Below are 24004 nucleotides of genomic sequence, written 5' to 3' on the forward strand. Positions count from 1 at the left end.
GATTTAATTATTATTTAAGAGGATTTGCTTTTACTCCTTCGTTGGTGATAACAACAGGTTTTATATATCCGTTTTCGTCAAACTGCATTTCATCGATACAGGTAACTCTGTGGTTTCCGTCTGTCTCCGTAAGAGGGCGACGATGATATACGATATACCATTTGTCCGATTTCGGTTCATGTATCACAGAGTGGTGTCCTGCTCCTGTAGCCACTTTCGGATCTTGCTGTAGAATCTTGCCTATGCGTTTGAATGGGCCGAACGGACTGTCTGCGATGGCGTAAGCCACGCTATAGTCAGGGCCTGTCCATCCGCCTTCCGACCACATAAAGTAGTATTTATTGTTATGTATAAACATAAATGGGCCTTCTACATAGTTTTCGGGTGTTACTTCTTTATAGATTGTTCCATCTTCGAATGGAACTAAGCCTGTGAAGTCATCATTCAATTTGGCTACATTACAATGTTTCCAGCCACCATAATAGATATAGTAGCTACCATCTTTATCCTTAAACACAAACTGATCGATAGGTTGTGCTCCATTATAGAACTTGTCGATCAGAGGTTTGCCAAGGTAGTCCTTGAATGGCCCTTCCGGTTTGTCGGCAACGGCTACACCAATGCCGCCGTACTCGTTATCACTTTGTATATCATTCCCTCCAAAGAAAAGAAAATACTTGTTGTCTTTTTTGAGAATTGCCGGAGCCCACATGGCTCGTTTAACCCATTTAACAGATGCAGTGTCGATTATCCGTTCGTGTTTAGTCCAGTTTACGAGGTCTGGCGATGAAAAGGCATCCATAAAGACTTGCTCGTCATATGGTGCAGAATAAGTCGGGTATACCCAATATTTGTCATCAAAGATTATGCCTTCAGGGTCGGCATACCATCCTTCGACAATTGGGTTTCCTGCAGTGACTTTTTGTTCAGGGTTGGCTTGCTTGGGCGTACAAGCCTGCATGATAGAGAGACATGCAAAAATAAGTAAATAATTGTTTTTCATTTAATAATACATTTTTTATTACCGAACCATAAAAATAGGACTTTTTTGATTAGATAGATTCAGTTTTTATAATATTTTGATTTTTGTAGCTAAAAAGTTATCTTTGTTGAGATCAAGATAAGCAAAATTTATCGCACGAAAAATCACGGTGTCCAACCTCTAAAATCCAGACGAAATCATGGCTTCTTTATATACTTTTGATGAGATATTGAGTATAGTAAATACAGAGATAAAAAAGATAGAATACGGTTCTGCTCCTAAGTCTCTTTTCGAGCCAATATCTTATATCCTTTCTTTAGGAGGGAAGCGTGTTCGTCCGGCATTAGCCCTGATGTCTTATAACCTGTATAAGGAAGATGTGGAACGTGTAATCCCAATTGCTCTGGGTATAGAGATATTTCACAATTTTACATTGCTTCACGATGATTTGATGGATAGAGCTGATATGCGCAGAGGAAATCCAACGGTGCACATCAAATGGAATGACAATACTGCTGTATTATCAGGCGATGCCATGTTGATAGAGGCATATAAAGAGATAGCAAAGATAGACTCCCAATATTTAAAGCCTGTTTTAGATTTATTTTCTACTACTGCAACCGAAATATGTTGCGGACAGCAATACGATATGGAATTTGAACAACGTATGGATGTAACTATCGCTGAATATTTGGAGATGATACGTTTGAAGACTGCCGTGCTCTTGGCTTGCTCACTAAAGGAAGGTGCTATCGTTGCCGGAGCCTCGGCTAAGGATGCTGAAAATTTATATAATTATGGCATTCATGTAGGACTCGGGTTTCAGCTTATGGACGACCTGCTTGATGTTTACGGAGATAGCTCCAACTTTGGAAAGAAGATAGGAGGAGATATCCTTTGCAATAAGAAAACCTTCTTGTTTATCAATGCTCTATTGAGCGAAGAAGTGAAAGATGATCTGATTAGCTGGGTTAATAAAGAGAATTATGATGCTGCGGAGAAAATAAAAGCTGTGACAGCCATATATAATAAACTGAATTTGAAACAGAAGTCAGAAGATCTAATAAATGATTACTATAAACAGGCGGTGACATGTCTGGACAAAGTAAGTATAGATGCCTCACGGAAAAAAGAGCTTTATAAATTAGCAGAAAGCCTTATGACAAGAATTTCATAACACAAAATATTACAACTATGCCTTACAGACGCTTACCCAATACTGATAATGCTCGGATAAGGGCTTTGAAAACGGCAATAGAAAAGAGCAATACATTTTTTAGTCAGAATGTAATTACTCTGGATATTTACAAACTACAACATTTACTACGCAACTTTGAAACAGCTCAGGTGAGATATCGTGATAGCCTCGAAGTACAGGCTACCGCTAATCGCAAATTTCAACGATTAGTAAAAAATGCAAGATTGTATATATCACATTTTATACAAGTTTTCAACTTCAGTGTTATCCGCAATGAGATAAAAAAAGAAGTGAAACAACTATACGGGATTGATCCGAGCGATTTTACTGTGCCCGATCTTATCAGCAACGATTCGCTACTCTTTTGGGGTGAAAATATAATAAAAGGTGAGCAGACACGTATCTCACAAGGAGGAACGCCGATCTACAATCCTACAATTGCCCGGGTGAACGTAGCATTTTCGTTATTTAAAGATGCATATTTTGCACAAAAAACATATCAAAATACAACCTCCCGCCAGCTGGAAAGCTTAAGTCAGCAACGCGAAGATATAGACGCTACTTTGACTTTGGTGTGGAACCAGATAGAGAAAGCCTTTGCCGGTTTGCCGCCAAAAGAACGCTTGGAGAGGTGTAAGGAGTACGGAGTTGTATATTATTTGAGAAAAGAAGAAAAAGAAAAATTTGAGAACCAGAAAGATCGAAATGAGAATTATTGATACGCACTCACATATTTATTCTGAAGAATTTGACAACGATATAGATGATGTTATTAAACGGGCAAAGCAAGCCGGAGTAGAGAAAATATTGCTACCTAACATCGATGCTTCTTCTATAGATCGCTTACACAGTATCTCTGATCGATATGCAGGCTACTGTATACCAATGATGGGGTTGCATCCTACCAGTGTAGGTGAAAACTGGAAAGAGGAGTTAGATATTATGCGAAAAGAGCTTTCTAAACGCACATATATTGCAATAGGAGAAATCGGGATTGATCTTTATTGGGATAAAACCTTTGAGGAGCAACAGAGGCTGGTTTTTGAAGAACAGCTGCGTTGGAGTATCGAATATGATTTGCCTGTAGCGATACATTCAAGGGATGCAATAGCCGAATGTATATCCTGCATTAAGAATGTCGGCGAACAGCACTTAAGAGGAGTATTTCATAGTTTTGGAGGAACGGTAGAAGAGCTTGACGGGATTCTTTCGTTGAGGAATTTTATGTTAGGTATCAACGGTGTTGTCACATTTAAGAACTCTACATTGCCAACCGTTCTTAAAGAAACGGACTTGTCAACTATAATCATTGAAACAGATTCACCTTATTTGGCTCCCGTTCCTTACAGAGGAAAAAGGAATGAGTCTTCTTATACATTGAATGTTGTAACTAAGCTAGCCGAAATATATGGCTTGCCAGCCGAAGAGGTTGGACAAATAACAACAGAAAATGCTGAGAAGCTTTTTGCTCTTAAATAATTACCTCTTGATATAAGTCAACCTTTTGGTGTAAAGTAAAACAGCCCTACCGAGAAATTAATCTTTGTAGGGCTGTAAATTTAATATCGTTGTTATTACATTTCCAAATCTATATCAAACAATTCGTGCCAAGGCAAACCTTGTTTGTTTAGTTGCTCCATAAACGGATCGGGATTAAATTCTTCAACATTGAATACACCTGGTTTGCGCCACAGACCTTTCATAAACATGATACCACCTATGGTAGCCGGAACTCCTGTGGTATAGCTTACGCCCTGTGTGCCTGTTTCCTTGTAAGCATCTTCGTGCGAACAGTTGTTGTACACATAGTAGGTACGTTCTTTTCCATCTTTGATTCCTTTTATGCGGCATCCGATAGAAGTTTGTCCTTTATAGTTTTCTCCAAGTTCGCCCGGATCAGGCAGTACGGCTTTCAGGAATTGGATTGGGACAATCTCAACACCATTGTAAATAATAGGGTCGATACGTGACATACCGATATTTTGAATTACACGAAGGTGAGTAAGATACTCTTGTCCGAATGTCATCCAAAAGCGAGCTCTTTTGAGGGTAGGGTAATTCTTTACCAGAGATTCCAGTTCCTCATGATAGATAACATACGATTCTTTTGGCCCAATTTCAGGATAATTCAATGGCTTGTGTATTTCGTGTGGCTCAGTTTCTACCCATTCTCCGTTTTCCCAGTATTTGCCTTTTTGGGTTACTTCGCGAATATTGATTTCCGGGTTGAAGTTTGTCGCAAAAGCTTTTCCATGATCTCCGGCATTACAGTCTACAATGTCAAGATAATGTATTTCATCGAAATGATGTTTAGCTGCATAAGCAGTAAATACACTTGTTACACCGGGATCAAAACCACAACCTAATATTGCTGTAAGTCCGGCTTCTTTAAATTTATCCTGATATGCCCATTGCCATTTATATTCGAATTTAGCTTCCTCCTTCGGCTCGTAATTAGCAGTATCAAGATAGTTTACCCCACACGCCAGACATGCGTCCATAATGGTAAGATCCTGATAAGGTAATGCCACATTGATCACAAGTTCAGGCTTAAAGGAATTGAATAGTCTTTTCAGATCTTCCACGTTGTCAGCATCTACCTGTGCTGTTTGTATCTTGTTGCCGCCTATGGCCGCAGCAATAGCATCACATTTCGATTTTGTACGGCTGGCAAGCATTATTTCGGTAAACACATCCTTGTTTTGTGCGACCTTATGTGCAACTACGGTTCCGACTCCTCCGGCTCCGATAATTAATACTTTTCCCATGTCTCTATTTTTATTTATTGATAATTATTTTGTACAACCTGTAATTTGTCTATTTCAAAGGTCAAAGATATTCTAAAAATAATCATTAGGATATTTCTTTTCTTGAAAACGATCATATTCTTCTTTATAAATGTCAATATTTCTGTTAAGAATATCTATAAACTCTTTCTTTGTTCTAAAACCATACTGAATATCATGGTCTCTTGGCTCTATTGTCTCAATGCCCTGCATCTATCGCTGGCATTTGTTCAAGACTTTATTATTTATGGTTAAATTAGGTTTAAAAAAAATAAGTTTACTTATAAAATCTGCCAACAAAAATACTATTAAATATTAATATTGCTTATATTTGTCTTCGGCAATTGATAGAGGGGTCTGGTACCATATTGATTTCGCATAGATACCTCAAGCTTTTATTAATTCACACAAAATCCCTGTAGATAAGGAGGTTTTTGAAATATTTATAGGATTATAGGATTATAGTTCTTCTTACCTTATTTAGTTAATAAGGCTTTATTTGTTGAAGCAAAAGAAATTAGAAATAAACAATAATAAATACAAAAGCTTATGTCACAATTAGTCGGGCACATATCCCAGGTTATCGGGCCGGTGGTGGATGTATTTTTTGATACAGCCAATCCATCCCTAAACCTGCCGCAGATCAATGATGCCCTTGAAGTTAAAAGACCTGATGGTCGCTCTTTGATTCTCGAAGTAAAGCAACACATAGGCGAAGACACAGTGCGTGCCGTAGCTATGGACAGTACAGACGGATTAAGCCGTGGGCTTGAAGCGATTCCTCTGGGATCACCCATTCGAATGCCTATCGGTGACCATGTAAAAGGACGTCTGATGAACGTTGTAGGTAACTCTATTGACGGTATGAAGCCTTTGAGCAATCAAGGTGGTGCGCCTATCCATAGAGAACCGCCTAAGTTTGAAGAACTGCAAACAACGCGCGAGGTGTTATTCACCGGAATCAAAGTAGTGGACTTATTAGCTCCATACGCAAAAGGAGGTAAGGTGGGTCTATTTGGCGGAGCCGGTGTGGGTAAGACTGTATTGATTATGGAACTTATCAACAATATTGCAAAAAAACATAATGGATATTCTGTATTTGCCGGAGTAGGAGAGCGTACCCGTGAAGGTAACGACCTGCTGAGGGAAATGATAGAATCAAACGTTATCCGCTATGGAGAAGAGTTCAAGAAAAGCATGGAAGAAGGTAACTGGGATTTGTCGAAAGTTGACTACGATGAACTTCAGAAGTCACAGATCTCGCTTGTTTTCGGTCAGATGAACGAACCGCCGGGAGCCCGTGCCGATGTAGCCCTTTCGGGGTTGACTATAGCCGAGTCTTTCCGTGACTCGAAAGCTGAAGGTCCTAAAGATATCTTATTCTTTATCGATAATATATTCCGTTTTACTCAGGCAGGATCTGAGGTGTCGGCCTTGTTGGGACGTATGCCGTCTGCCGTAGGGTATCAACCTACATTGGCAACAGAGATGGGTGCCATGCAGGAACGTATTACTTCTACACAAAACGGATCCATCACTTCGGTGCAAGCCGTGTATGTGCCTGCCGACGACTTAACAGACCCGGCTCCGGCAACAACATTCTCTCACTTGGATGCCACAACGGTGCTCGATCGTAAGATTACCGAAATGGGTATTTATCCGGCGGTAGACCCTTTAGGTTCCAGTTCTCGAAGCTTAGACCCTAACGTTGTAGGTCAGGAACATTACGATACAGCTCAACGCGTAAAGCAAATATTGCAGCGTAATAAAGAGCTTCAGGATATTATTGCAATTCTCGGGATGGAAGAGCTTTCGGATACCGACAAGCAGACTGTAAACCGTGCGAGACGTATTCAACGATTTTTGTCTCAACCGTTTAATGTTGCAGAACAATTTACAGGTGTTCCGGGGGTAATTGTTGATATTCAGGATACAATCAAGGGCTTCCAAAGAATTCTGGACGGTGAAGTTGATCACCTTCCTGAACAAGCTTTCTTGAACGTGGGTACAATAGAAGATGCAATGGCTAAAGGCGAGAAGATTCTTGCGCAAGTTGCAGGATAAAGAATTTACATATGAAAAAATCAGAACTTCAACTAAATATTATTTCACCTGAGGCTAAGCTATTCTCCGGAATGGTTGCTTCGGTTGTAATTCCGGGGATTCAAGGCAGCTTCGGGGTTTATCCCGACCATGCTCCTTTGATCTCGGCCTTGCAAAAGGGGGTTATTACCTATACCGAAAACGGTGTGGAAAAATCTCTCGAAGTAGGCGGTGGCATGGTGGAAGTGAATAATGGGGTTGTGACAATCTGTGTATCTTAAAGGGATGGATGTAAAAGTAAAATTAATTCTTTCTATTGCCTTGTTTGGGATTGTTACAGGAGCTCTTATACAGGCTTTGCTCAACTATCAGTTTCCTGAGTTTTATCCCAAATGGTACGAAGGTATTCTGGCTTTCTTTATAATACTGGAATCATTGGTTGTCTTGTATGCAGACTCATCGAGCCGGAAAGCTACACAAAGGCAGATGCTGAATGTATACATGCTGACTAAAGTAGTTAAAGTGTTCGCTTCGCTTATCTTCATCGCAACCTATGCCGTGGTAATAAAAGAAAATATTAAAAGCTTCGTCCTTATTTTTATGATTTTCTATCTTCTTTTTCTGGCCTTCGAGGCATGTTTGTTTCTAAGGATAGAAAAACGGTTAAAGAAAAAACAACAATAGTATGAAACACTATTTAAAATACATTTTAACTTCAGTTCTTTTACTTACTGTAATGGGCTTTCAACCTCTGGCAGCAGAAAACGCACATGAGGCTCAGCCCGAAAAAGAATTGAATGTTAAAGAACTTATTCTCGATCACCTTGCTGATGCATACGAGTGGCATCTAACTTCATTTGGCGATACACATATTTCCATACCGTTGCCAATCATCGTGAAAGGAGAGACTTCAGGCTGGCATGTTTTTATGTCATCTAAGTTCCATCATGGGCATGAGGCATACGAAGGTTTTTATATTGCACAAGAAGGTAAATACAGAGGTAAGATTGTAGAAAAAAATGCTTCGGGTGAAGAAATACGTCCTTGGGATATTTCGTTGACCAAGAATGCAACCAGTTTGATAATCAGTTCTACACTTCTTATAATCATAGTCCTTAGCGTATCCAAATGGTACAGAAGACAAGCCAAGACGGGAGAGAAGAAAGCTCCGAAAGGTTTTGTAGGATTTATGGAGATGTTTATAATGAGTGTGCAGGACGATATCATTAAGCCGTGTGTAGGAAAAAATTACAGGAAGTTTTCTCCCTATCTGCTTACTGTTTTCTTCTTCATCTTGTTCAACAACCTATTGGGATTGATACCCCTCTTTCCGGGAGGTGCAAACGTGACAGGTAACATTGCAGTCACTTTGGTGCTTGCCGTATTTACATTCTTCACAGTAAACCTTTTCGGATCGAAAGAATACTGGAAAGAAGTATTTTGGCCCGATGTGCCTACCTGGCTCAAGGTGCCGATACCTATCATGCCTGCAATAGAACTGGTGGGGGTATTTACCAAGCCTTTTGCATTAATGATCCGTCTCTTTGCTAATATCCTTGCAGGACACTCGATTGTACTCGGTCTTACCTGCTTGATATTTGTTACGGCAAATCTAGGAGCGGTGATCAATAGTTCGATGACTGTTGTCTCTGTATTGCTGACTATATTTATCAGTCTGGTAGAAATATTAGTCGCATATATTCAGGCTTATGTATTTACTATGCTGTCGGCCGTATTTATCGGGTTGGCACAGATAGAGCCACATCATCATGCAGAAAAACATTAATATTAAAAGTAAATTAACAATTAAATAATTTTAAACTAAAGAATTATGTTACTATCAACTTTATTACAAGCAGCAGAAGCTGCAACAAGCTTAACAGGTTTTGGTGCTGCACTGGGTGCAGGATTAGCTGTAATCGGAGCAGGTATCGGTATTGGTAAAATCGGTAGTTCTGCTATGGAAGGGATAGCCCGTCAGCCGGATGCAGCAGGAGATATTCGTACATCTATGATTATCGCCGCAGCTCTAGTAGAAGGGGTAGCTTTGTTTGCTGTTGTAGTTTGCGGATTTATTCTATAAATTAGTAAATAGATATGAATTTACTATTACCTGAATCCGGCCTTCTTTTTTGGATGCTCCTATCTTTTATAGTAGTTTTCTTTGTTCTGGCCAAATTTGGTTTCCCTGTGATAACCAAAATGGTGGAAGAGCGCAAAAACTATATACAAGATTCGTTGGATGCAGCCCAGAAAGCCAATGAGCAATTGGCTTCGATAAAAGAAAAAAGTGATGAGATACTTTCATCAGCTAAGGCAGAACAGGTGAAGATCTTGAAAGAGGCGGCTGATACACGCGATCGTATTATAAACGAAGCACGTGAACAAGCCAAGATAGCCGGGGCAAAGGAAATGGAAGAAATAAGAAAGCAGATCCAAATGGAAAAAGATCAGGCTATACGCGACATTCGTCGTCAGGTAGCTGAACTATCTGTGGATGTTGCCGAAAAAGTTCTTCGAGATACTTTGAAAGACCCTAAAGAACAAATGTCAATGATTGATCGCCTAGTGGATGAAGCTATGGTATCTAAATCTTAATCAACTGTTATGAATGAAGGGATGATTTCTAAGCGATATGCTAAAGCTCTGTTGTTATATGCAGTGGATCAGAAAGCGGAGGATGTATTGTTTGCCGAAATGAAAAAGGTAGCATCGTCATTTGTCCGCGAACCCCGTTTGCGTATGGCAATGGATAATCCTACGTTGAATGCCGAAGATAAGCTTGCGCTGGTAAAGGCTGCTGTGGGCGCAAAACCGAGTAACGAGTATATTCGTTTTGCCGAGTTGGTAGTGAAAAAAAGACGTGAAATGTATCTTCGAAATATTGCGCTCAGTTACATCGATTTGTATTGTGAAGCCAAGCACATCAATACCGGGAAGCTTGTTACTGCTACCCCTGTGGATGATGCTACAAAACAGAAGATGAAAAGCTTACTACAGAAGATTAAACCGGGGACGCTTGATTTTGAAACAAGTGTAGATCCGGATATCGAAGGGGGCTTTATTCTGTATATCGACACATACAGGTTAGATGCCAGCGTAAAAAGTCAGTTGAAGCGTATCAAGCAAAAGTTTGTCGCCGAAAACAGTAAGATTGGATAATAGATACTCTACCTATTTGAAAAGAGCTATCCACGTATAGCTTTATAGTAACTTATAATTTGAATAAAATATGTCTGAAAATATAAAAGCAAGCGAAGTCTCCGATGTGCTGAAAATGCAGCTAGAGAATATCAGTAGCCGCGTACAGTTCGAGGAGGTGGGTACAGTTCTCTATGTAGGAGACGGTGTTGTTCGCATATACGGACTTAAAAATGCAGAGGCAAACGAACTTCTTGAGTTCGACAATGGTATTATGGCTGTTGTGATGAACTTGGAAGAAGACAATGTCGGTGCTGTATTGTTAGGCCCGTCAGACCAGATCAAGGAAGGATTTACCGTAAAACGTACAGGCCGTATTGCATCCATCAATGTGGGTGAGGGCATGTTAGGGCGTGTAATCAATCCTCTGGGCGAGCCTTTGGACGGAAAAGGCCCGATTGCCGGCGAACTGCTGGAAATGCCACTGGAACGTAAAGCTCCGGGGGTAATATACCGTCAGCCTGTAACCCAGCCTCTACAGACCGGATTGAAATCTGTAGATGCTATGATCCCCATCGGACGGGGGCAACGTGAGCTTATCATCGGTGACCGCCAGACAGGTAAAACTGCAATTGCGATAGACACCATTATCAATCAAAGAAGCAATTATGATGCCGGAGACCCTGTATACTGTATTTATGTAGCCATCGGTCAGAAAGCCTCTACAGTTGCCAATATAGTAGAAACACTAAAAGAAAAAGGTGCGCTTGACTATACGGTTGTAGTTTCGGCTACAGCAGCCGAACCGGCAGCAGTTCAGTACTTTGCTGCGTTTGCAGGTGCAGCTATCGGAGAATATTTCCGCGACACAGGACGTCATGCCCTTGTGGTATATGATGACTTGTCGAAACAGGCGGTTGCATATCGTGAAGTATCCTTGATTCTTCGTCGTCCACCGGGACGTGAAGCCTATCCGGGTGATATCTTCTACTTGCACTCTCGTTTGTTGGAGCGTGCGGCTAAAATTATTAACCAGCAGGAAGTTGCCGAACAGATGAACGACCTACCGGCAAGCCTTAAAGGAAAGGTAAAAGCGGGAGGTTCTCTTACTGCCCTTCCTATTATCGAAACTCAGGCCGGTGACGTATCTGCTTATATTCCTACCAACGTTATTTCTATTACCGACGGACAAATATTCCTCGATATAGACCTCTTCAATGCGGGTATGCGTCCTGCCATCGATGTGGGTATATCTGTATCTCGTGTGGGAGGTTCGGCTCAGGTGAAAGCGATGAAAAAAGTTGCCGGAACATTGAAGATTGACCAGGCTCAGTATCGTGAATTGGAAGCATTTACCCAGTTTGGTGGCGATATGGACCCCGTTACGGCAATGACTATCGATAAAGGTAAGAAGAATACTGTATTGCTGGTTCAGCCTCAGTATGCGCCGGTGCCTGTTGAAAAACAGATCGCCATATTGTATTGCGGAACAAATGGCTTGCTTCGTCAAGTGCCGGAAGATAAAATACATGAGTTCGAAACCGAATTTCTGAGAACATTGGAAATGCAATATCAAGCTGATGTGCTGGATGTCCTGAAAAAAGGAGTCATCAACGAAGATGTGGAAACTAAAATCAGGAAAGTAGCCGCGGATATTGCTTCTCAGTACAAAAAATAATGAATTATGGCATCTCTTAAGGAAATAAAAAATAGAATTGGCTCTGTAAAAAGTACCAAGAAGATTACTTCTGCAATGAAGATGATAGCTTCATCTAAGTTGCACAAGGCGCAAAATGCAATCAGCAACTTCTTGCCTTATCAGCAGAAGTTGGATGTCATTCTGACTAATCTTCTGTCTTCTGATACAAGCTATGAGTCTCCTTTTATCCAAAAAAGAGAAACAAAGAGAGTCGCTATAGTTGGTTTTGCGTCCAATTCTTCGCTTTGTGGTGCATACAACTCGAATGTAATAAAAGAGTTTAGTACTGTTTACGCTAAAAAGAAAGAAGAGATAGGAGCAGGGAATATCTTGGTATATCCTATCGGTAAAAAATTGGCCGACGCCCTAAAGAAACAAGGAATAGCGGCGCAGGGCGATTACAGGGATATGGCTGATAAGCCTACCTTCTTAGCCGTACAGGATCTTGCCAAAGAACTGATAAAGAAATATATTGATGGAGAAATAGATGAGGTGATCTTAATTTATCATCATTTCATATCTACCGGATCGCAGAAACTAAAGAAGACACAATTCCTTCCTTTCGATTTGGAAAGCGCTAAGCCCGAAGGTCAGCAAGACGAAAATATGTTTGCAGACTATATCTTGGAGCCATCGAAGGAGGAAATTCTCGATTCTTTAATTCCTACCGTGCTTTATTCACGCTTGTATGCAGCCTTGCTCGATGCCAATGCATCGGAACATGCTGCACGTATGATTGCTATGCAAATAGCATCAGATAATGCGGACGAATTGGTACAGGATCTGACTATTCAATACAACAAGTCGCGTCAACAAGCTGTTACAAACGAGTTGTTGGATATTATCGGTGGTGCTTCGGCATTGCAGTGATAGGAGAAAATTCTTTATAAAATATAGCCCCGGACTTTTATAGTTTGGGGTTTTATTTTTTTCGTTTTTTTGATTCGTAAAAAATTGTATCTCAAAAAAAGTGACTACCTTTGTTGTAATATATAGAGAATTATGATGGAAAAAATAGCTTATATGCAACAGTATTATTTTCACGACAGTGGTTCCTGTATTTCCAATGAATTATTATTGATATAGATAGTATCCTCGAAGAAGTATTCTTTTTCGGGGATTTTTTTTGAAATAAATTGTCTTATATAGAGATCTTTGCGGTAGTTGACTGATAATAGAAAAGTAACAATAAAAAGCAGCTGTAAAACTGTCACTTTTGTCACCTTTTGGTATATATGGTGTTGTTTATGAGTTGTTTGTGCTTTAATGGAATGTGTCACTTTTTTCTGTTATCTTTTTGTTGAATATGAATTTTACTCTTACAAAATATAAATAGTTATGTGCAATAAAAGCTTGGTTTCAATTACAGATTATTCGAAGGAAGATATTCTGAGAATACTTAATCTGACTAAAAAATTTGACGAGCAACCTAATCGTAGGTTATTGGAAGGCAAAGTGTGTGCTACACTTTTTTTTGAGCCGTCAACACGGACACGCCTTAGTTTTGAGACTGCAGTAAACCGCTTGGGCGGGCGCATCATAGGCTTTTCTGATGCGGCTACTACCAGCTCATCGAAAGGAGAGACGCTGAAAGATACCATACTGATGGTAAACAACTATGCGGATATTATAATCATGCGACACCATTTGGAAGGGGCTGCACGTTATGCTTCGGAGATTTCTTCTATACCTATCATTAATGCCGGAGACGGAGCCAATCAGCACCCTACGCAGACAATGCTTGATATCTATTCTATATTTAAGACACAAGGTACTCTCGAGAATCTGACAATAACGATTGTTGGTGACCTGAAATATGGTCGTACTGTGCACTCCCTGATCATTGGAATGTCACACTTTAATCCAACCTTTATATTCGTTGCACCCGAAGAACTGCACCTTCCCGATCCGTATAAAGCCTTCTGTGATGAACATGGAATAAAGTATTCGGAACACACAGATTTTGATTCAGAGGTGATAGACAAAGCGGATATCCTGTATATGACACGTGTACAGAGAGAACGTTTTACCGACCTGATGGAATATGAAAAGGTAAAGAATGTGTACATTCTCAAAAATGATATGTTGGCAGGAGCAAAAGATAATCTGAAAATATTGCATCCCCTACCTCGTGTAAACGAGATACAGCAGGATGTGGATGATAGCCCTAAGGCTTATTACTTCGAACAGGCTAAGAACGGGATGTTTACCCGTGAGGCTGTGATATGTGATGCGTTGGGAATAGAAGTTGAATAAATAAAATATCAAGATATGAACGAACGTAGAAAAGCAATGCAGGTAGCAGCATTATGCAACGGAACAGCCATAGATCATATTCCTCCCAGTGTAGTGTTTAAAGTAGTATCATTGTTGGAGCTCGAAAAGCTGGATAATCCTATTACAATCGGAAATAATCTGGAAAGTAAGAAGATGGCTTCGAAGGGAATTATCAAGATCACAGGTAAATATTTTGAAGAAAGTGTGATCAATAAGATTGCGATCATAGCACCGAATGTAGTCCTCAATATCATAAAGGATTACGAGGTTGTAGAAAAGAAGAGGGTGGTTTTACCTAAAGTAATCAATGGAATTGTAAAGTGTAACAACCCGAAGTGTATTACAAACAATGAGCCTATGACTACACGTTTTGAAGTCATTGACTGTAATAACACAGAGCTGCGCTGTCACTATTGTAACATTAAAATTCAGAAAGACGAGATTATCCTGAAATGAAGCAAGATTGGAAGCCGGGAACATTGATATATCCTTTGCCTGCCGCCATGATAAGTTGTGGCAGCACTCCTGAAGAATATAATATTATAACTCTGAGTTGGCTCGGTACTATCTGTACCAATCCCCCGATGTGCTATATTTCGGTAAGACCCGAAAGGCATTCGTATGAGATTATAAAGCGGGATATGGAGTTTGTAATAAATATAACAACAGAAGATTTGGCTTTTGCAACCGACTGGTGTGGAGTGAGATCGGGTAAGGATTTCAGTAAATTTGACGAAATGAAACTTACTCCGGGGAAGGCATCAATTGTTCAGGTTCCCATCATCGAAGAATCTCCGTTAAACATCGAGTGTAGAGTGCGGGAGATACTCAGTTTAGGTTCGCATGATATGTTTATCGCCGATGTGGTAAATGTAAAAGCTGATGAAAAGTATATTGATCCGGAAACCGGAAAATTTAGTCTCGAAAGCGCAAAACCGATTGCATATTCTCATGGTCAGTACTATGGCTTAGGAGAAAAGATAGGAGGCTTCGGCTGGACTGTCAGAAAAAAGAAAGAGGAACTGTAAACTCAGTTCCTCGCTTCTCTATCTGACTTTTCGGATCTTTGCTTTTTTCTATATTCATAGGGAGGTGTTGGGTTTTTCAAACTCCAGATATTCAACTTCTGTTGTCGGGCAGTCTTCTCCAATTCTTCGAGTACCGGGTCTTCAACATAATGATTGTAGTACCATGCTAAACCTTCTTTGACCATCTCCTGATTTAAATTCAACTCGTCGAGATAAACGATACCTAAAAATCTATCATATTGATCGATACCTTTTTTATCGACTTTTACGGTTTTCCCGTAGCATAGGTCATTTAAGTAGGTTCTGGCTTTGCTGCTGAAGTCTTGTCCTTTTTCGGGAGCATCAATACCATAGAGTCGCACTTTTATTCGTTCCTTGCTATCTGTCAGAATTGTCATTGTATCTCCATCTGCAACACTGACTACCTTTCCTTTTATTGTTTCGGCGGGTTCAGTGGAAGGCGGGTTACAGGAGATAAAGAGTAATAGTATGAATATAAATTTTCTCATTCGTTATAAAAGTTCATTTTTATCTTTAAATAGGATTAGCATATTATAAACTAGAGATCTAAATTAACTAAAAAGAGACAGAAAGAAATAGGGATTTCTAATATATTGTCTTTATTGCTTTTATCGATAAGCGAGTAGATAGATAAATAATTCAATGACTAAGCCTTATAAAATAAGTTCTCAGAGTTGTTAAAATATATAGGCAGAAATAAACGAAAAATAAAAATGATTTCATAGATTTGTCTAAATCTATCAATATAAAATTACATATTATGAAAAAATTAGTTGTATTCGCATCTGTTGTCTTTTTGTTTTCGTCTTGTGCTACAATATTTACTCCATCTAAGCAAAGCATAACGTTTTCGGGGATTGAAGGTACAAAAATTTATGATGCAAGTAATAATGTGAAATTAGCAGAAATAGGAAGTGACAAAACTGCGACTATCTCCGTTAAAAAGAAAATGAGCGACAAGCAACTTTTGGCTAAAAAAGAAGGATATAAGACATTGCCTTTTATTTTAGAGTCTACTTTCAATACGACCTCTCTATGGAATATCCTATTCTGGCCTGGTTTTATTGTAGATTTAGGAACAGGACAAATGAACAAATGGGATAATACAACAGTTAATCTTGAGCTTGAAAAAGATGATTCAGCATCCAAGTAAATAGGAATCTATAAAAATAGAAAAAGGACTGAATTTTATTTTAGTCCTTTTTTATTCTTGATAATCATTGTTTTAAGCGGAGAGGAAGAGATTCGAACTCTCGATACCCTTTAGGGGTATACACGCTTTCCAGGCGTGCCTCTTCAACCACTCGAGCACCTCTCCTTTGTCCTCCGGTTGTAGCGTGTGCAAAGATAAAGGATATTTTTGAATTGACAAGAAGAGAGAAATTATTAGTCGTTTAGGGGGAGATGATTTTAGAGGGGTATGAAGTGCCTGCAACCGATATAGCTTTTATTTACAATACGAGAAATTATAATAGCTTTGGCTTGGCTTGTTGTATATCCTAAAAAAGAGTTATCTTTGTATTCGATATTGTTTTTACAAATGTTTTGCATTATTTGTTACTCGATATCTAAAGTTTGATATTAAAGCGTTATATATCAAGCGAAAATAAACCAACGGGGCTGACTGGCTTTGACAGCGAGATGAAGTGGTTTGTAAGCATGCAGTGCGTAGTCGGCTGGCACTATAATCTCAGACGTCACAAATTTAACTGGCAATAACAATTACGCTCTTGCTGCTTAATCGAAGTATAGTAGATTCTAGCTTAATCCTTGCACAGGTGTAAGGACAAGACATCACCCGGAAGCTGTGGCTTCGAAGCGTGCCGATCAGGTGGTGCAGACAAATCGGAGATAGGATAGGAGAGGCTTTGGCTCTTATCTGAAATAAAAAAGCTAAGGTTTGAGTTAGTGGCTTCGGTCTTGCTCATTCACGAAAACTTAAGCGAAGATAAGCATGTAGAAAGCAAATTAGTTCCTTGTTTGGACGAGGGTTCAAGTCCCTCCAGCTCCACTTTTTAATTCTAATTGTAAGAATTTTATAAAATAAACACCCAATTTACTCCCTGAAATGTAGAGTTGGGTGCTATTTTTTATATTTTAGGATTATTGTTTTTTGAAGCTTCTGTATAATTGTTAATTTTATCAATAACATATTGATAACATGATTTTTTATCTTTCATTGTGGTTCTACGTTGGAATTTTTTTACTATTTCGAGTAATCTCTTCTCATTTTTCTTACACCTCTCTTTTTAATAATTTTTGATAATTTCCGACAATTTCCGACAATCTTCAGTTTGCGCTTGTAAAACATCTTTGTTTAATAATGGTTTATATTTGTTGAAATCTAAAAAGCTACTATTAGATTGTTTATAAACTGCAACCACTTCTATAGAAGTGAATAGAATTATACCGAGTAAAGCAAAAATTTGCAATATGTTAGAATTCGTAATTAGCTGTTTATATAAAGAATTTTTATCTATCAAGTAATAGACAGTCAGAGATAAACATGATAATAGTATCCATATTATAAGATTTACTATACCTATCAAAATATTTACTTTTGATACGGAATAAGCACTATCACTTGTAGATAAAATATTATAATTTAATTGGTAGCTTGGATGATAGTTTTTACCCATGTCAAATATTTCGGAAACTTCGGTCAGGTAGCATCTTTCATAATCAGAAATAATCTCTCCATAAATCTCATACTAAGCTTTTGACCCTTTAGTCATAAAGAAATAACAATAATAAATTATATTTGTAATAATGTTTCAACTATTTATATAATCTATAAAAGGTAATGAGCTCACAGAAAAAGATTACATTACTCTGGAGAAGGCTTAATGTCTTTGAGTTGGGTAAAGATGTTGTACTTGTACCCTATTATTTGGGAAAATCGTTAAACTATCAAATTGAAATATGTTGTGACTATTCCGAAGATATTGCTAACCAAATTCGGAAGACCCCTAAAGAGGGACTAAGCTTTATCAAAATGAAATTAAGTCACAATTTTATACTTAGATCCTTTTCATATGCAAATTATTTGAGGCAACATGCTTCGAATATAAATATATTAATGTGTTTTCATTGGAGATTTGAAACATTTATTAATATCCTATTATACAATTTTTTTAATAAAGGAGGACAGATATATATAAAACTGGATACAATATCGGGTGAAGAATGGAATCTTTCTCAACGCTCGTTAATCAGCAAATTGATAAGAAAATTACTTTATAAAAATTGTCTTCAAAAGGTCAATGTACTAAGTTGCGAAACATCGCAGGCTTACAATTTATTATGTAATAATAAATATTTCGGTAGTCAACTAAAAGAGAAACTTGTTCTCATGCCAAACGCATTTGATGAAGGATTATTGAAAAAGACCAAAATACGAGAAAGAGATTTTTGTGAAAAAGAAAATTTAATAATAACGGTTGGACGATTAGGTATTTCTCAAAAAAACACAGAAATGATTATAGAAGCTCTAAAAGAAATAGAATTAAAAGATTGGAAGTTTTGTTTTATAGGAACAGTTGATAGAAGTCTTGAATATGCTATAAATGAGCTTTACAAAAAAAATCCGGAAAAAAGAGAACAAATATATTTTGTTGGAGAGATTAAAGATAAAGAAGAATTATGGGGATGGTATAATAAATCGAAGGTTTTTGTACTAACTTCACGATGGGAAAGTTATGGATTGGCATTAAATGAAGCGAAGCGATTCAAAAATTACATCATATCTACACGTGTAGGAGCCGCTGAGGATATAATAGATAAAGAGAAATATGGTCTTTTCATAGGGCAAGAAGATAGTGCAAATCTAGCCAATATTCTATCCCAAATAATAAATAAAGAAATCAATATTGATGTTTACCAAGATTACAAAGGTGAACAATTATCCTATGAAGATACAGTTCAAGTACTGCTAAGATTATTGCCGAAAAATAACAAATTAAATTAAACTCATTTTATTTTTTTTGTGACAGTTTATCAAAGAAGTAGTCTTGTGATTATAATTAAAAAGAAACTTAATCGTTTAGGGAAATCCTCGATTAAGTTCCTTTCTTATAATAAAGCAATTTGCTGTTTAATCAAATTCTTTTTTCAGTTGTTCTACCCAGCTTTTTATCCGATCGTTTGTTAGTTTCGACTGGTTTTCTTTATCTATGGCTAATCCAACAAATTTGTGATCTCGAATAGCACGTGACATTTCAAAATTATAACCATCGATAGAGGTAAAGCCAACAATCTTAGCACCAACCGACTCGAATGTCTCAGCCAAAATACCTATTCCGTCAACAAAGTTTTCCGGATACCTCACCTGATCTCCAAGTCCAAAAATGGCAACTTTCTTGCCCTTTAGATTCAAAGCTTCCAGTTCGGGTCTTACTTCATCCCAATGATTTGGAAGCTCTCCATCGAACCATGTTGCTACTCCTACAATAATATTGTCATAACTTTCAAAATCCTTTTTCCATGCATCTTCAACTGAGACAAGGTCAACATTTTCACTACCAAAAGCCTCTTTTATCTTTTTAGCAATAGAGGCAGTCTTGGTTGTAGTTGTTCCGTAAAACAATCCTATTTTCTTCATTGCATATATAGTGTTTTTGTTATTGTTAAAATTCAAGTAATTTTTTAGCAGCTTCATAGATTTTATCCACATTCGGAAGCACAGCTTTTTCTAGTATCGGATTGAAGCCTACAGGCGTGAAAGTAGAACCTACGCGTTGTACCGGCGCATCCAGATATTGGAACATTTCTGAACCAATTATTGCTGCAATTTCTCCACCAAGACCTGCAAATACTTTGTCTTCATGTACAATAAGTGCTTTACTTGTTTTCTTTACCGATTCGAAGATAGTCTCTTTATCTAATGGAACTAAAGATCGCAAATCGATTACTTCGACATCCCAATCTTCTTTAGCCAAACGTTCTGCCACAGAGAGGCTGAGTAGTGTTGTGTTTCCATACGTGAAAAGGCTTAGATCTTTTCCGGGACGGCGAACACGAGCTTTGCCAAAAGGTACTTCAAAATCTTCAGGTACAACTGTCGCTGCATCTACAGAGTTATATAAAGCTTTTGGCTCTAGAAATACGGTTAATCCTTCCGAACGTAAGCTTGTACGCAACAGACCTGCTGCATCGTCTGCAAAAGAAGGATAAACGATTCTGCATCCCGGCAATGTTGCCAATGCCGCTTCAATATTTTGAGAGTGATATATTCCGCCTCCGATATATCCACCCGATGCAAGTCGTAAAGTGATATTCGGTGAAAACTGACCGTTGCTGCGCCAGTAATCGTGCGTACATTCTACAAATTGTTCCATTGCCGGCCAAAAATAATCGGCAAACTCAGCACCTTCTATAACAACTCGTATTTTCGGGTCGAAACGGCTCATACCGTTTGCTGTTCCCACGATAAAGTCTTCTGCAATAGGAGCGTTGAAAATACGTTTTTCTCCAAACTCTTGTTGCATGCCTTTCGAAACGTTGAACACTCCACCTTTGTCTTTGTTTGCGACATCTTGCCCCCACAAGAATGTGTCGGGATTATGTCTAAACTCAGCCTTGAGTGTTTCGTTAATAGCCGTTACCAGATTTTTCTTTTCCCCCTCTTCATTATGAGTTCCAGCCACATACTTTTCAGGTTTATACGGTTCCGGTATAACGAAATCGAAAATAGATTTAGGGTCGGGATCGGGTGCAGCTAAAGCTTTTTTGTTAGCAGCACTCACTTCTTTCTTTACTTCGGCTTCTATCGCTTGCAATTCTTCTTCCGTAAAGCGTTTGTAACGCAATAGCATCCGACGGAATTTATGTAAAGGATCGGCTTCTTTTACATATTTCAATTCGTTTTCATCACGATACAAAGTATGCTTATCCGAGTTGGAGTGTGAGCCGATGCGTACGCAATTGGCGTGCATCAATACCGGCTTCTGATTTGCAATAGCATATTCGCGAGCTTCGGCCATTGCATTCATAGAGTCGAAAACATCCTTACCGTTGCAATACATTATTCTCAGGTTTTTTATACCTGAATAGTTATCTACAGCCTTTCTGTTTGCTGTCTGATCTTTTTTAGGAACCGATATCCCGTAACCGTTATCCTGTATGACAAATATTACAGGCAGTTCTTCTTTCGATGCTCCGTTTATTGCTTCAAATACATAGCCTTCCGACATGGCAGATTCTCCATGTGACGTAATAGCGACACCTTTTTTCTCATAATATTTTATGGCACGGGCTACTCCTACAGCATGTAAATCGTGATTACCTGTGGCAGAAGATACGTTCTCTATGTGCCATTCAGGTTTGGCAAAGTGGTTCGACATGTGACGTCCGCCACTAGCCGGATCAGTTGCTTTCGAAATACCGTTCAGTATCAGTTCTTCTGCAGTAAGACCTGCAGAAAGAACGGTTAGCATATCACGGTAATAAGGGAACATGAAATCTTCGCCTTTAGTAAAGGCCTGCCCCACAGCAAGCTGGATCCCATCGTGTCCTGCATAAGGAGCATGGTACGACCATCCGAGAGATTGTAGCAAATAGGCCGGGGCTTTTTCGTCGATAGCCCGTCCTAATGTCATCAGGTGATACCAGTTTTTTAAAGTTTCTTTATCTGTTGTTTTTATATCATATTTTTTCATATCTGTTTTTCTGTTTTGAGTTAGGTTAGGCATTCCAGTTTTCCAAATATTCAGCTATGCGGTACAAGAAATTTCCTCCCAGCATACCGTCTACCACACGGTGGTCGTACGATAATGAAAGGTACATCTTGTGTCTGATAGCGATAACATCTCCTTCGGGAGTCTCTACTACTACAGGTTTCTTCTCAATGATGCCTACACCAAGTATTGCTACTTCCGGTTGGTTGATAATCGGAGTACCAAACAAGCTCTTGAATGAACCAAAGTTGGTAATAGTGAATGTTCCTCCTTGAATTTCATCCGGCGACAATTTATTGGCACGAGCCTTGTTTGCCATATTATTCACTGATACAGCCAAACCGCTTAAACTTAACTTATCCGCATCTTTTATTACAGGAACAATCAGGTTTCCATCATTCAGAGAAACAGCAACACCAATGTTGATACGTTTTTTCTCTATAATGTTATACCCGTCCACAGAAGAGTTGATGCGAGGGAAATCCTTCAATGCTTTTGCTGTTGCTTCAACTATCGGCGACATATATGTGAGGCTTACACCTTCGCGTTTCTTGAAAGTATCCTTGTTTTGTTCACGCCAATGAACAAGCTTGGTTACATCTACTTCTATTACATTGGTAACATGCGGAGATATCTTTTTAGAAGCAACCATTCGGTCGGCTATAATACGACGTATGGCATCCATCGGAATCACCTGATCTCCTTCTGTAACTTGTACAGGGGCTACCTTTGGTGCGCTTTCTTGTGATGGTGCGGGAGCTGCCGGTGTAGAAGTTTTTGCAGCCGGTGCCGGTTTTGTTGATACACCTTTTTTCTTATTGTCTATGTATAGCTCAATATCACGTTTGCTGAGGCGTCCTTCGTAACCTGTTCCGGGTACAGAATCAAGCTCACTTTGACTGATTCCTGCGTCTTTTGCTTTCTGTAGAACAACAGGAGAATACCATCTGTCTGCTGTGCCTTTACTTACTTTTTCTTCCGATACTTTAGCAGGTGCGGCTGGAGTTGCTTTTTCTTCAGCCTTAGCAGGTGCAGGTGCAGAAGCCGGTGTCGGTTCTTCTTGTTTTGCACTTTCAGTACTTACTTCTTCTTCGCCTTCTTCACTTTCCAGTTCAACGATAGCTACAACAGTACCTACTGAAACAGTATCTCCTTCTTTGAATAATATCTCAAGAATTTTTCCTGATACAGGAGATGGAATTTCCGCACTGACTTTTGCTGTATTTACTTCAAACAAAATGTCATCTTCATTGATTGTATCCCCAACTTTGATCGACCACGAAATGATAGTCCCTTCGGTTATACTTTCGCCCAACTTGGGCATTTTAATTTCAAATTTTGCCATGGTTTATATTGTATTATATTTTATAGTAATTTCTTTTAAATTATAGATTGAAATGCTTGTTCCGAGACCTTGGGTTTCTTCCCTTCATAATTCCATTCATCTGTTCCATATTTCTCATTCACCAGTTTTTTTATATTTAAAACATCTTCACTCGTGAATTGATAAATAGAATTTCCCTCTTTCTCATTCATGAAATAAGCCATGATATAATCTTTGAAACGATTTATATTTAATGGCTTATCTATATGGTTCAGGATGTTCGTAACGGGACTTTTTACCGACTTGACATAAATCCGCTTATCGACTTTATTTTCCAGTTGTTTCGGATCACTTTCAAGCGTAGTAGTGAGCCTGTTGAGGTCGGATGAAAAAAGCAGTGTAGCATGAAACATAACCCTGTCTTTGTGTACACATTGCGCACTGCCCGATATTTTGAGTCCATCAATGTTTATTGCCAAGCGTGTGTCTACCTCAGCATGGATGCCCAGAGTGGATAAAAGCAAAACTATTCTTTCTGTGAATCGGTGAAAGCCTATGCCTTTATTGTTTTCTATAAAAGTAAGGTTCAGATTACCCAGATCATGAAATACAGTTCCACCACCCGATGAGCGTCGTGCTACTTTGATATTATTCCTTTGTATAAAGTCGAGATTAACCTCGGCCAATACATTTTGGTACTTGCCTATAACCACTGACGGTTCATTCTGGTATAACATGAAAAATTCTTCTGAGAAATTTTTCAGAAGATATTCTTCGCTGGCCATGTTGAACCATGCGTCGGTATGTGTATTGTTAATACAAAGCATGTTG

24 protein-coding genes, 1 tRNA gene and 1 other RNA gene are annotated in these 24004 nt (G+C 38.8%); 18 read left to right on the plus strand and 8 right to left on the minus strand.

What is annotated here, in order from left to right; translation table 11 throughout:
- Window positions 1-10: 10 nt before the first annotated feature.
- Window positions 11-1003, minus strand: a complete 993-nt coding sequence (locus BGO84_RS11250) for a glycoside hydrolase family 43 protein (protein WP_252639192.1) — start codon at window positions 1001-1003, stop codon at window positions 11-13.
- A gap of 178 nt (window positions 1004-1181) precedes the next feature.
- Here BGO84_RS11250 and BGO84_RS11255 point away from each other — a divergent pair, with 178 nt between their 5' ends.
- The 3 genes from BGO84_RS11255 to BGO84_RS11265 are packed head-to-tail and all read left to right on the plus strand — an operon-like array spanning window position 1182 to window position 3659.
- Window positions 1182-2159: a polyprenyl synthetase family protein gene (locus BGO84_RS11255; protein WP_291029277.1), complete on the plus strand. Its 978-nt coding sequence runs from the start codon at window positions 1182-1184 to the stop codon at window positions 2157-2159.
- A 17-nt stretch (window positions 2160-2176) separates the two neighbouring features.
- The gene (locus BGO84_RS11260) at window positions 2177-2899 is read left to right on the plus strand and encodes a hypothetical protein (protein WP_291029279.1); all 723 of its coding nucleotides are present in this window, start codon (window positions 2177-2179) and stop codon (window positions 2897-2899) included.
- Complete coding sequence (locus BGO84_RS11265; protein WP_291029280.1) at window positions 2886-3659, plus strand: TatD family hydrolase; 774 nt, start codon at window positions 2886-2888, stop codon at window positions 3657-3659. The genes BGO84_RS11260 and BGO84_RS11265 overlap by 14 nt, the downstream gene beginning before the upstream one ends.
- Before the next feature lie 95 nt (window positions 3660-3754).
- Here BGO84_RS11265 and BGO84_RS11270 read toward each other — a convergent pair whose 3' ends face one another.
- The gene (locus BGO84_RS11270) at window positions 3755-4948 is read right to left on the minus strand and encodes a saccharopine dehydrogenase family protein (RefSeq protein WP_291029282.1); all 1194 of its coding nucleotides are present in this window, start codon (window positions 4946-4948) and stop codon (window positions 3755-3757) included.
- Window positions 4949-5515: 567 nt separating this feature from the next.
- On the opposite strand from BGO84_RS11270, the gene atpD reads away from it, so the two are divergent.
- The 12 genes from atpD to BGO84_RS11330 all read left to right on the plus strand — a co-directional run bounded on the left by atpD (window position 5516) and on the right by BGO84_RS11330 (window position 15154).
- Window positions 5516-7030 carry a F0F1 ATP synthase subunit beta gene (gene atpD, locus BGO84_RS11275; protein ID WP_283686788.1) on the plus strand — a complete coding sequence of 505 codons (1515 nt, stop codon included), beginning with the start codon at window positions 5516-5518 and terminating at the stop codon, window positions 7028-7030.
- Between the two features lie 11 nt (window positions 7031-7041).
- Window positions 7042-7290 (plus strand): ATP synthase F1 subunit epsilon, encoded by a 249-nt coding sequence (gene atpC, locus BGO84_RS11280; RefSeq protein ID WP_006842277.1) that lies wholly within the window; start codon window positions 7042-7044, stop codon window positions 7288-7290.
- Between the two features lie 4 nt (window positions 7291-7294).
- Entirely contained in the window at window positions 7295-7693 is a 399-nt protein-coding gene (locus BGO84_RS11285) for a hypothetical protein (RefSeq protein ID WP_291029284.1), read from the plus strand.
- Between the two features lies 1 nt (window position 7694).
- On the plus strand, window positions 7695-8795 hold the full coding sequence (gene atpB / locus BGO84_RS11290) for a F0F1 ATP synthase subunit A (protein ID WP_291029285.1): 1101 nt from the start codon (window positions 7695-7697) through the stop codon (window positions 8793-8795).
- Window positions 8796-8840: 45 nt separating this feature from the next.
- Window positions 8841-9092 (plus strand): ATP synthase F0 subunit C, encoded by a 252-nt coding sequence (gene atpE, locus BGO84_RS11295; protein ID WP_006842280.1) that lies wholly within the window; start codon window positions 8841-8843, stop codon window positions 9090-9092.
- Between the two features lie 14 nt (window positions 9093-9106).
- On the plus strand, window positions 9107-9607 hold the full coding sequence (gene atpF / locus BGO84_RS11300; protein WP_006842281.1) for a F0F1 ATP synthase subunit B: 501 nt from the start codon (window positions 9107-9109) through the stop codon (window positions 9605-9607).
- Window positions 9608-9616: 9 nt separating this feature from the next.
- A complete protein-coding gene (locus BGO84_RS11305; RefSeq protein ID WP_006842282.1) occupies window positions 9617-10171 on the plus strand; it encodes a F0F1 ATP synthase subunit delta in 555 nt (184 codons plus the stop codon).
- 70 nt (window positions 10172-10241) lie between these two features.
- Window positions 10242-11828 (plus strand): F0F1 ATP synthase subunit alpha, encoded by a 1587-nt coding sequence (atpA, locus tag BGO84_RS11310; RefSeq protein WP_135103696.1) that lies wholly within the window; start codon window positions 10242-10244, stop codon window positions 11826-11828.
- A gap of 6 nt (window positions 11829-11834) precedes the next feature.
- Window positions 11835-12719: a F0F1 ATP synthase subunit gamma gene (locus tag BGO84_RS11315; protein ID WP_135103697.1), complete on the plus strand. Its 885-nt coding sequence runs from the start codon at window positions 11835-11837 to the stop codon at window positions 12717-12719.
- A 468-nt stretch (window positions 12720-13187) separates the two neighbouring features.
- Window positions 13188-14105 (plus strand): aspartate carbamoyltransferase, encoded by a 918-nt coding sequence (gene pyrB / locus BGO84_RS11320; protein ID WP_252639172.1) that lies wholly within the window; start codon window positions 13188-13190, stop codon window positions 14103-14105.
- 15 nt (window positions 14106-14120) lie between these two features.
- Entirely contained in the window at window positions 14121-14582 is a 462-nt protein-coding gene (locus tag BGO84_RS11325) for an aspartate carbamoyltransferase regulatory subunit (RefSeq protein ID WP_006842286.1), read from the plus strand.
- The gene (locus BGO84_RS11330; protein WP_135103698.1) at window positions 14579-15154 is read left to right on the plus strand and encodes a flavin reductase family protein; all 576 of its coding nucleotides are present in this window, start codon (window positions 14579-14581) and stop codon (window positions 15152-15154) included. The genes BGO84_RS11325 and BGO84_RS11330 overlap by 4 nt, the downstream gene beginning before the upstream one ends.
- Before the next feature lie 2 nt (window positions 15155-15156).
- Here the strand turns inward: BGO84_RS11330 and BGO84_RS11335 are convergent, their stop codons facing one another.
- Window positions 15157-15663 (minus strand): thermonuclease family protein, encoded by a 507-nt coding sequence (locus BGO84_RS11335; RefSeq protein WP_283686786.1) that lies wholly within the window; start codon window positions 15661-15663, stop codon window positions 15157-15159.
- Between the two features lie 272 nt (window positions 15664-15935).
- On the opposite strand from BGO84_RS11335, the gene BGO84_RS11340 reads away from it, so the two are divergent.
- Window positions 15936-16328, plus strand: coding sequence for a hypothetical protein (locus tag BGO84_RS11340; protein ID WP_135103700.1), 393 nt, complete (start codon window positions 15936-15938; stop codon window positions 16326-16328).
- Window positions 16329-16405: 77 nt separating this feature from the next.
- Here the strand turns inward: BGO84_RS11340 and BGO84_RS11345 are convergent.
- Window positions 16406-16493 (minus strand) — tRNA-Ser (locus tag BGO84_RS11345).
- Between the two features lie 298 nt (window positions 16494-16791).
- Here BGO84_RS11345 and ssrA point away from each other — a divergent pair.
- Window positions 16792-17189, plus strand: a transfer-messenger RNA (tmRNA) gene (ssrA, locus tag BGO84_RS11350).
- 1338 nt (window positions 17190-18527) lie between these two features.
- Window positions 18528-19142 carry a glycosyltransferase family 4 protein gene (locus tag BGO84_RS11355; RefSeq protein ID WP_291029288.1) on the plus strand — a complete coding sequence of 205 codons (615 nt, stop codon included), beginning with the start codon at window positions 18528-18530 and terminating at the stop codon, window positions 19140-19142.
- Between the two features lie 126 nt (window positions 19143-19268).
- Here BGO84_RS11355 and BGO84_RS11360 read toward each other — a convergent pair whose 3' ends face one another.
- Genes BGO84_RS11360 through BGO84_RS11375 form a run of 4 tightly spaced genes read right to left on the minus strand, consistent with a single transcriptional unit; the run spans window position 19269 to window position 24000 of the window.
- Window positions 19269-19775: a flavodoxin gene (locus tag BGO84_RS11360; protein ID WP_135103702.1), complete on the minus strand. Its 507-nt coding sequence runs from the start codon at window positions 19773-19775 to the stop codon at window positions 19269-19271.
- A gap of 25 nt (window positions 19776-19800) precedes the next feature.
- A complete protein-coding gene (locus tag BGO84_RS11365) occupies window positions 19801-21831 on the minus strand; it encodes an alpha-ketoacid dehydrogenase subunit alpha/beta (protein WP_291029290.1) in 2031 nt (676 codons plus the stop codon).
- 25 nt (window positions 21832-21856) lie between these two features.
- Complete coding sequence (locus BGO84_RS11370) at window positions 21857-23194, minus strand: dihydrolipoamide acetyltransferase family protein (protein ID WP_291029292.1); 1338 nt, start codon at window positions 23192-23194, stop codon at window positions 21857-21859.
- 35 nt (window positions 23195-23229) lie between these two features.
- Window positions 23230-24000 carry a lipoate--protein ligase family protein gene (locus BGO84_RS11375; RefSeq protein WP_291029294.1) on the minus strand — a complete coding sequence of 257 codons (771 nt, stop codon included), beginning with the start codon at window positions 23998-24000 and terminating at the stop codon, window positions 23230-23232.
- Window positions 24001-24004: the final 4 nt, after the last annotated feature.

Origin of the sequence: Dysgonomonas sp. 37-18 (genome assembly GCF_001899125.1) — a bacterium.
Classification (GTDB): Bacteria; Bacteroidota; Bacteroidia; order Bacteroidales; family Dysgonomonadaceae; genus Dysgonomonas.

Excerpts from the sequence above, each read along its gene's own strand:
- BGO84_RS11250 (WP_252639192.1), bottom strand. The coding sequence starts at position 1,003 with ATGAAAAACAATTATTTACTTATTTTTGCATGTCTCTCTATCATGCAG.
- BGO84_RS11255 (WP_291029277.1), top strand. The coding sequence starts at position 1,182 with ATGGCTTCTTTATATACTTTTGATGAGATATTGAGTATAGTAAATACA.
- BGO84_RS11260 (WP_291029279.1), top strand. The coding sequence starts at position 2,177 with ATGCCTTACAGACGCTTACCCAATACTGATAATGCTCGGATAAGGGCT.
- BGO84_RS11265 (WP_291029280.1), top strand. The coding sequence starts at position 2,886 with ATGAGAATTATTGATACGCACTCACATATTTATTCTGAAGAATTTGAC.
- BGO84_RS11270 (WP_291029282.1), bottom strand. The coding sequence starts at position 4,948 with ATGGGAAAAGTATTAATTATCGGAGCCGGAGGAGTCGGAACCGTAGTT.
- atpD (WP_283686788.1), top strand. The coding sequence starts at position 5,516 with ATGTCACAATTAGTCGGGCACATATCCCAGGTTATCGGGCCGGTGGTG.
- atpC (WP_006842277.1), top strand. The coding sequence starts at position 7,042 with ATGAAAAAATCAGAACTTCAACTAAATATTATTTCACCTGAGGCTAAG.
- BGO84_RS11285 (WP_291029284.1), top strand. The coding sequence starts at position 7,295 with ATGGATGTAAAAGTAAAATTAATTCTTTCTATTGCCTTGTTTGGGATT.
- atpB (WP_291029285.1), top strand. The coding sequence starts at position 7,695 with ATGAAACACTATTTAAAATACATTTTAACTTCAGTTCTTTTACTTACT.
- atpE (WP_006842280.1), top strand. The coding sequence starts at position 8,841 with ATGTTACTATCAACTTTATTACAAGCAGCAGAAGCTGCAACAAGCTTA.
- atpF (WP_006842281.1), top strand. The coding sequence starts at position 9,107 with ATGAATTTACTATTACCTGAATCCGGCCTTCTTTTTTGGATGCTCCTA.
- BGO84_RS11305 (WP_006842282.1), top strand. The coding sequence starts at position 9,617 with ATGAATGAAGGGATGATTTCTAAGCGATATGCTAAAGCTCTGTTGTTA.
- atpA (WP_135103696.1), top strand. The coding sequence starts at position 10,242 with ATGTCTGAAAATATAAAAGCAAGCGAAGTCTCCGATGTGCTGAAAATG.
- BGO84_RS11315 (WP_135103697.1), top strand. The coding sequence starts at position 11,835 with ATGGCATCTCTTAAGGAAATAAAAAATAGAATTGGCTCTGTAAAAAGT.
- pyrB (WP_252639172.1), top strand. The coding sequence starts at position 13,188 with ATGTGCAATAAAAGCTTGGTTTCAATTACAGATTATTCGAAGGAAGAT.
- BGO84_RS11325 (WP_006842286.1), top strand. The coding sequence starts at position 14,121 with ATGAACGAACGTAGAAAAGCAATGCAGGTAGCAGCATTATGCAACGGA.
- BGO84_RS11330 (WP_135103698.1), top strand. The coding sequence starts at position 14,579 with ATGAAGCAAGATTGGAAGCCGGGAACATTGATATATCCTTTGCCTGCC.
- BGO84_RS11335 (WP_283686786.1), bottom strand. The coding sequence starts at position 15,663 with ATGAGAAAATTTATATTCATACTATTACTCTTTATCTCCTGTAACCCG.
- BGO84_RS11340 (WP_135103700.1), top strand. The coding sequence starts at position 15,936 with ATGAAAAAATTAGTTGTATTCGCATCTGTTGTCTTTTTGTTTTCGTCT.
- BGO84_RS11355 (WP_291029288.1), top strand. The coding sequence starts at position 18,528 with ATGCCAAACGCATTTGATGAAGGATTATTGAAAAAGACCAAAATACGA.
- BGO84_RS11360 (WP_135103702.1), bottom strand. The coding sequence starts at position 19,775 with ATGAAGAAAATAGGATTGTTTTACGGAACAACTACAACCAAGACTGCC.
- BGO84_RS11365 (WP_291029290.1), bottom strand. The coding sequence starts at position 21,831 with ATGAAAAAATATGATATAAAAACAACAGATAAAGAAACTTTAAAAAAC.
- BGO84_RS11370 (WP_291029292.1), bottom strand. The coding sequence starts at position 23,194 with ATGGCAAAATTTGAAATTAAAATGCCCAAGTTGGGCGAAAGTATAACC.
- BGO84_RS11375 (WP_291029294.1), bottom strand. The coding sequence starts at position 24,000 with ATGCTTTGTATTAACAATACACATACCGACGCATGGTTCAACATGGCC.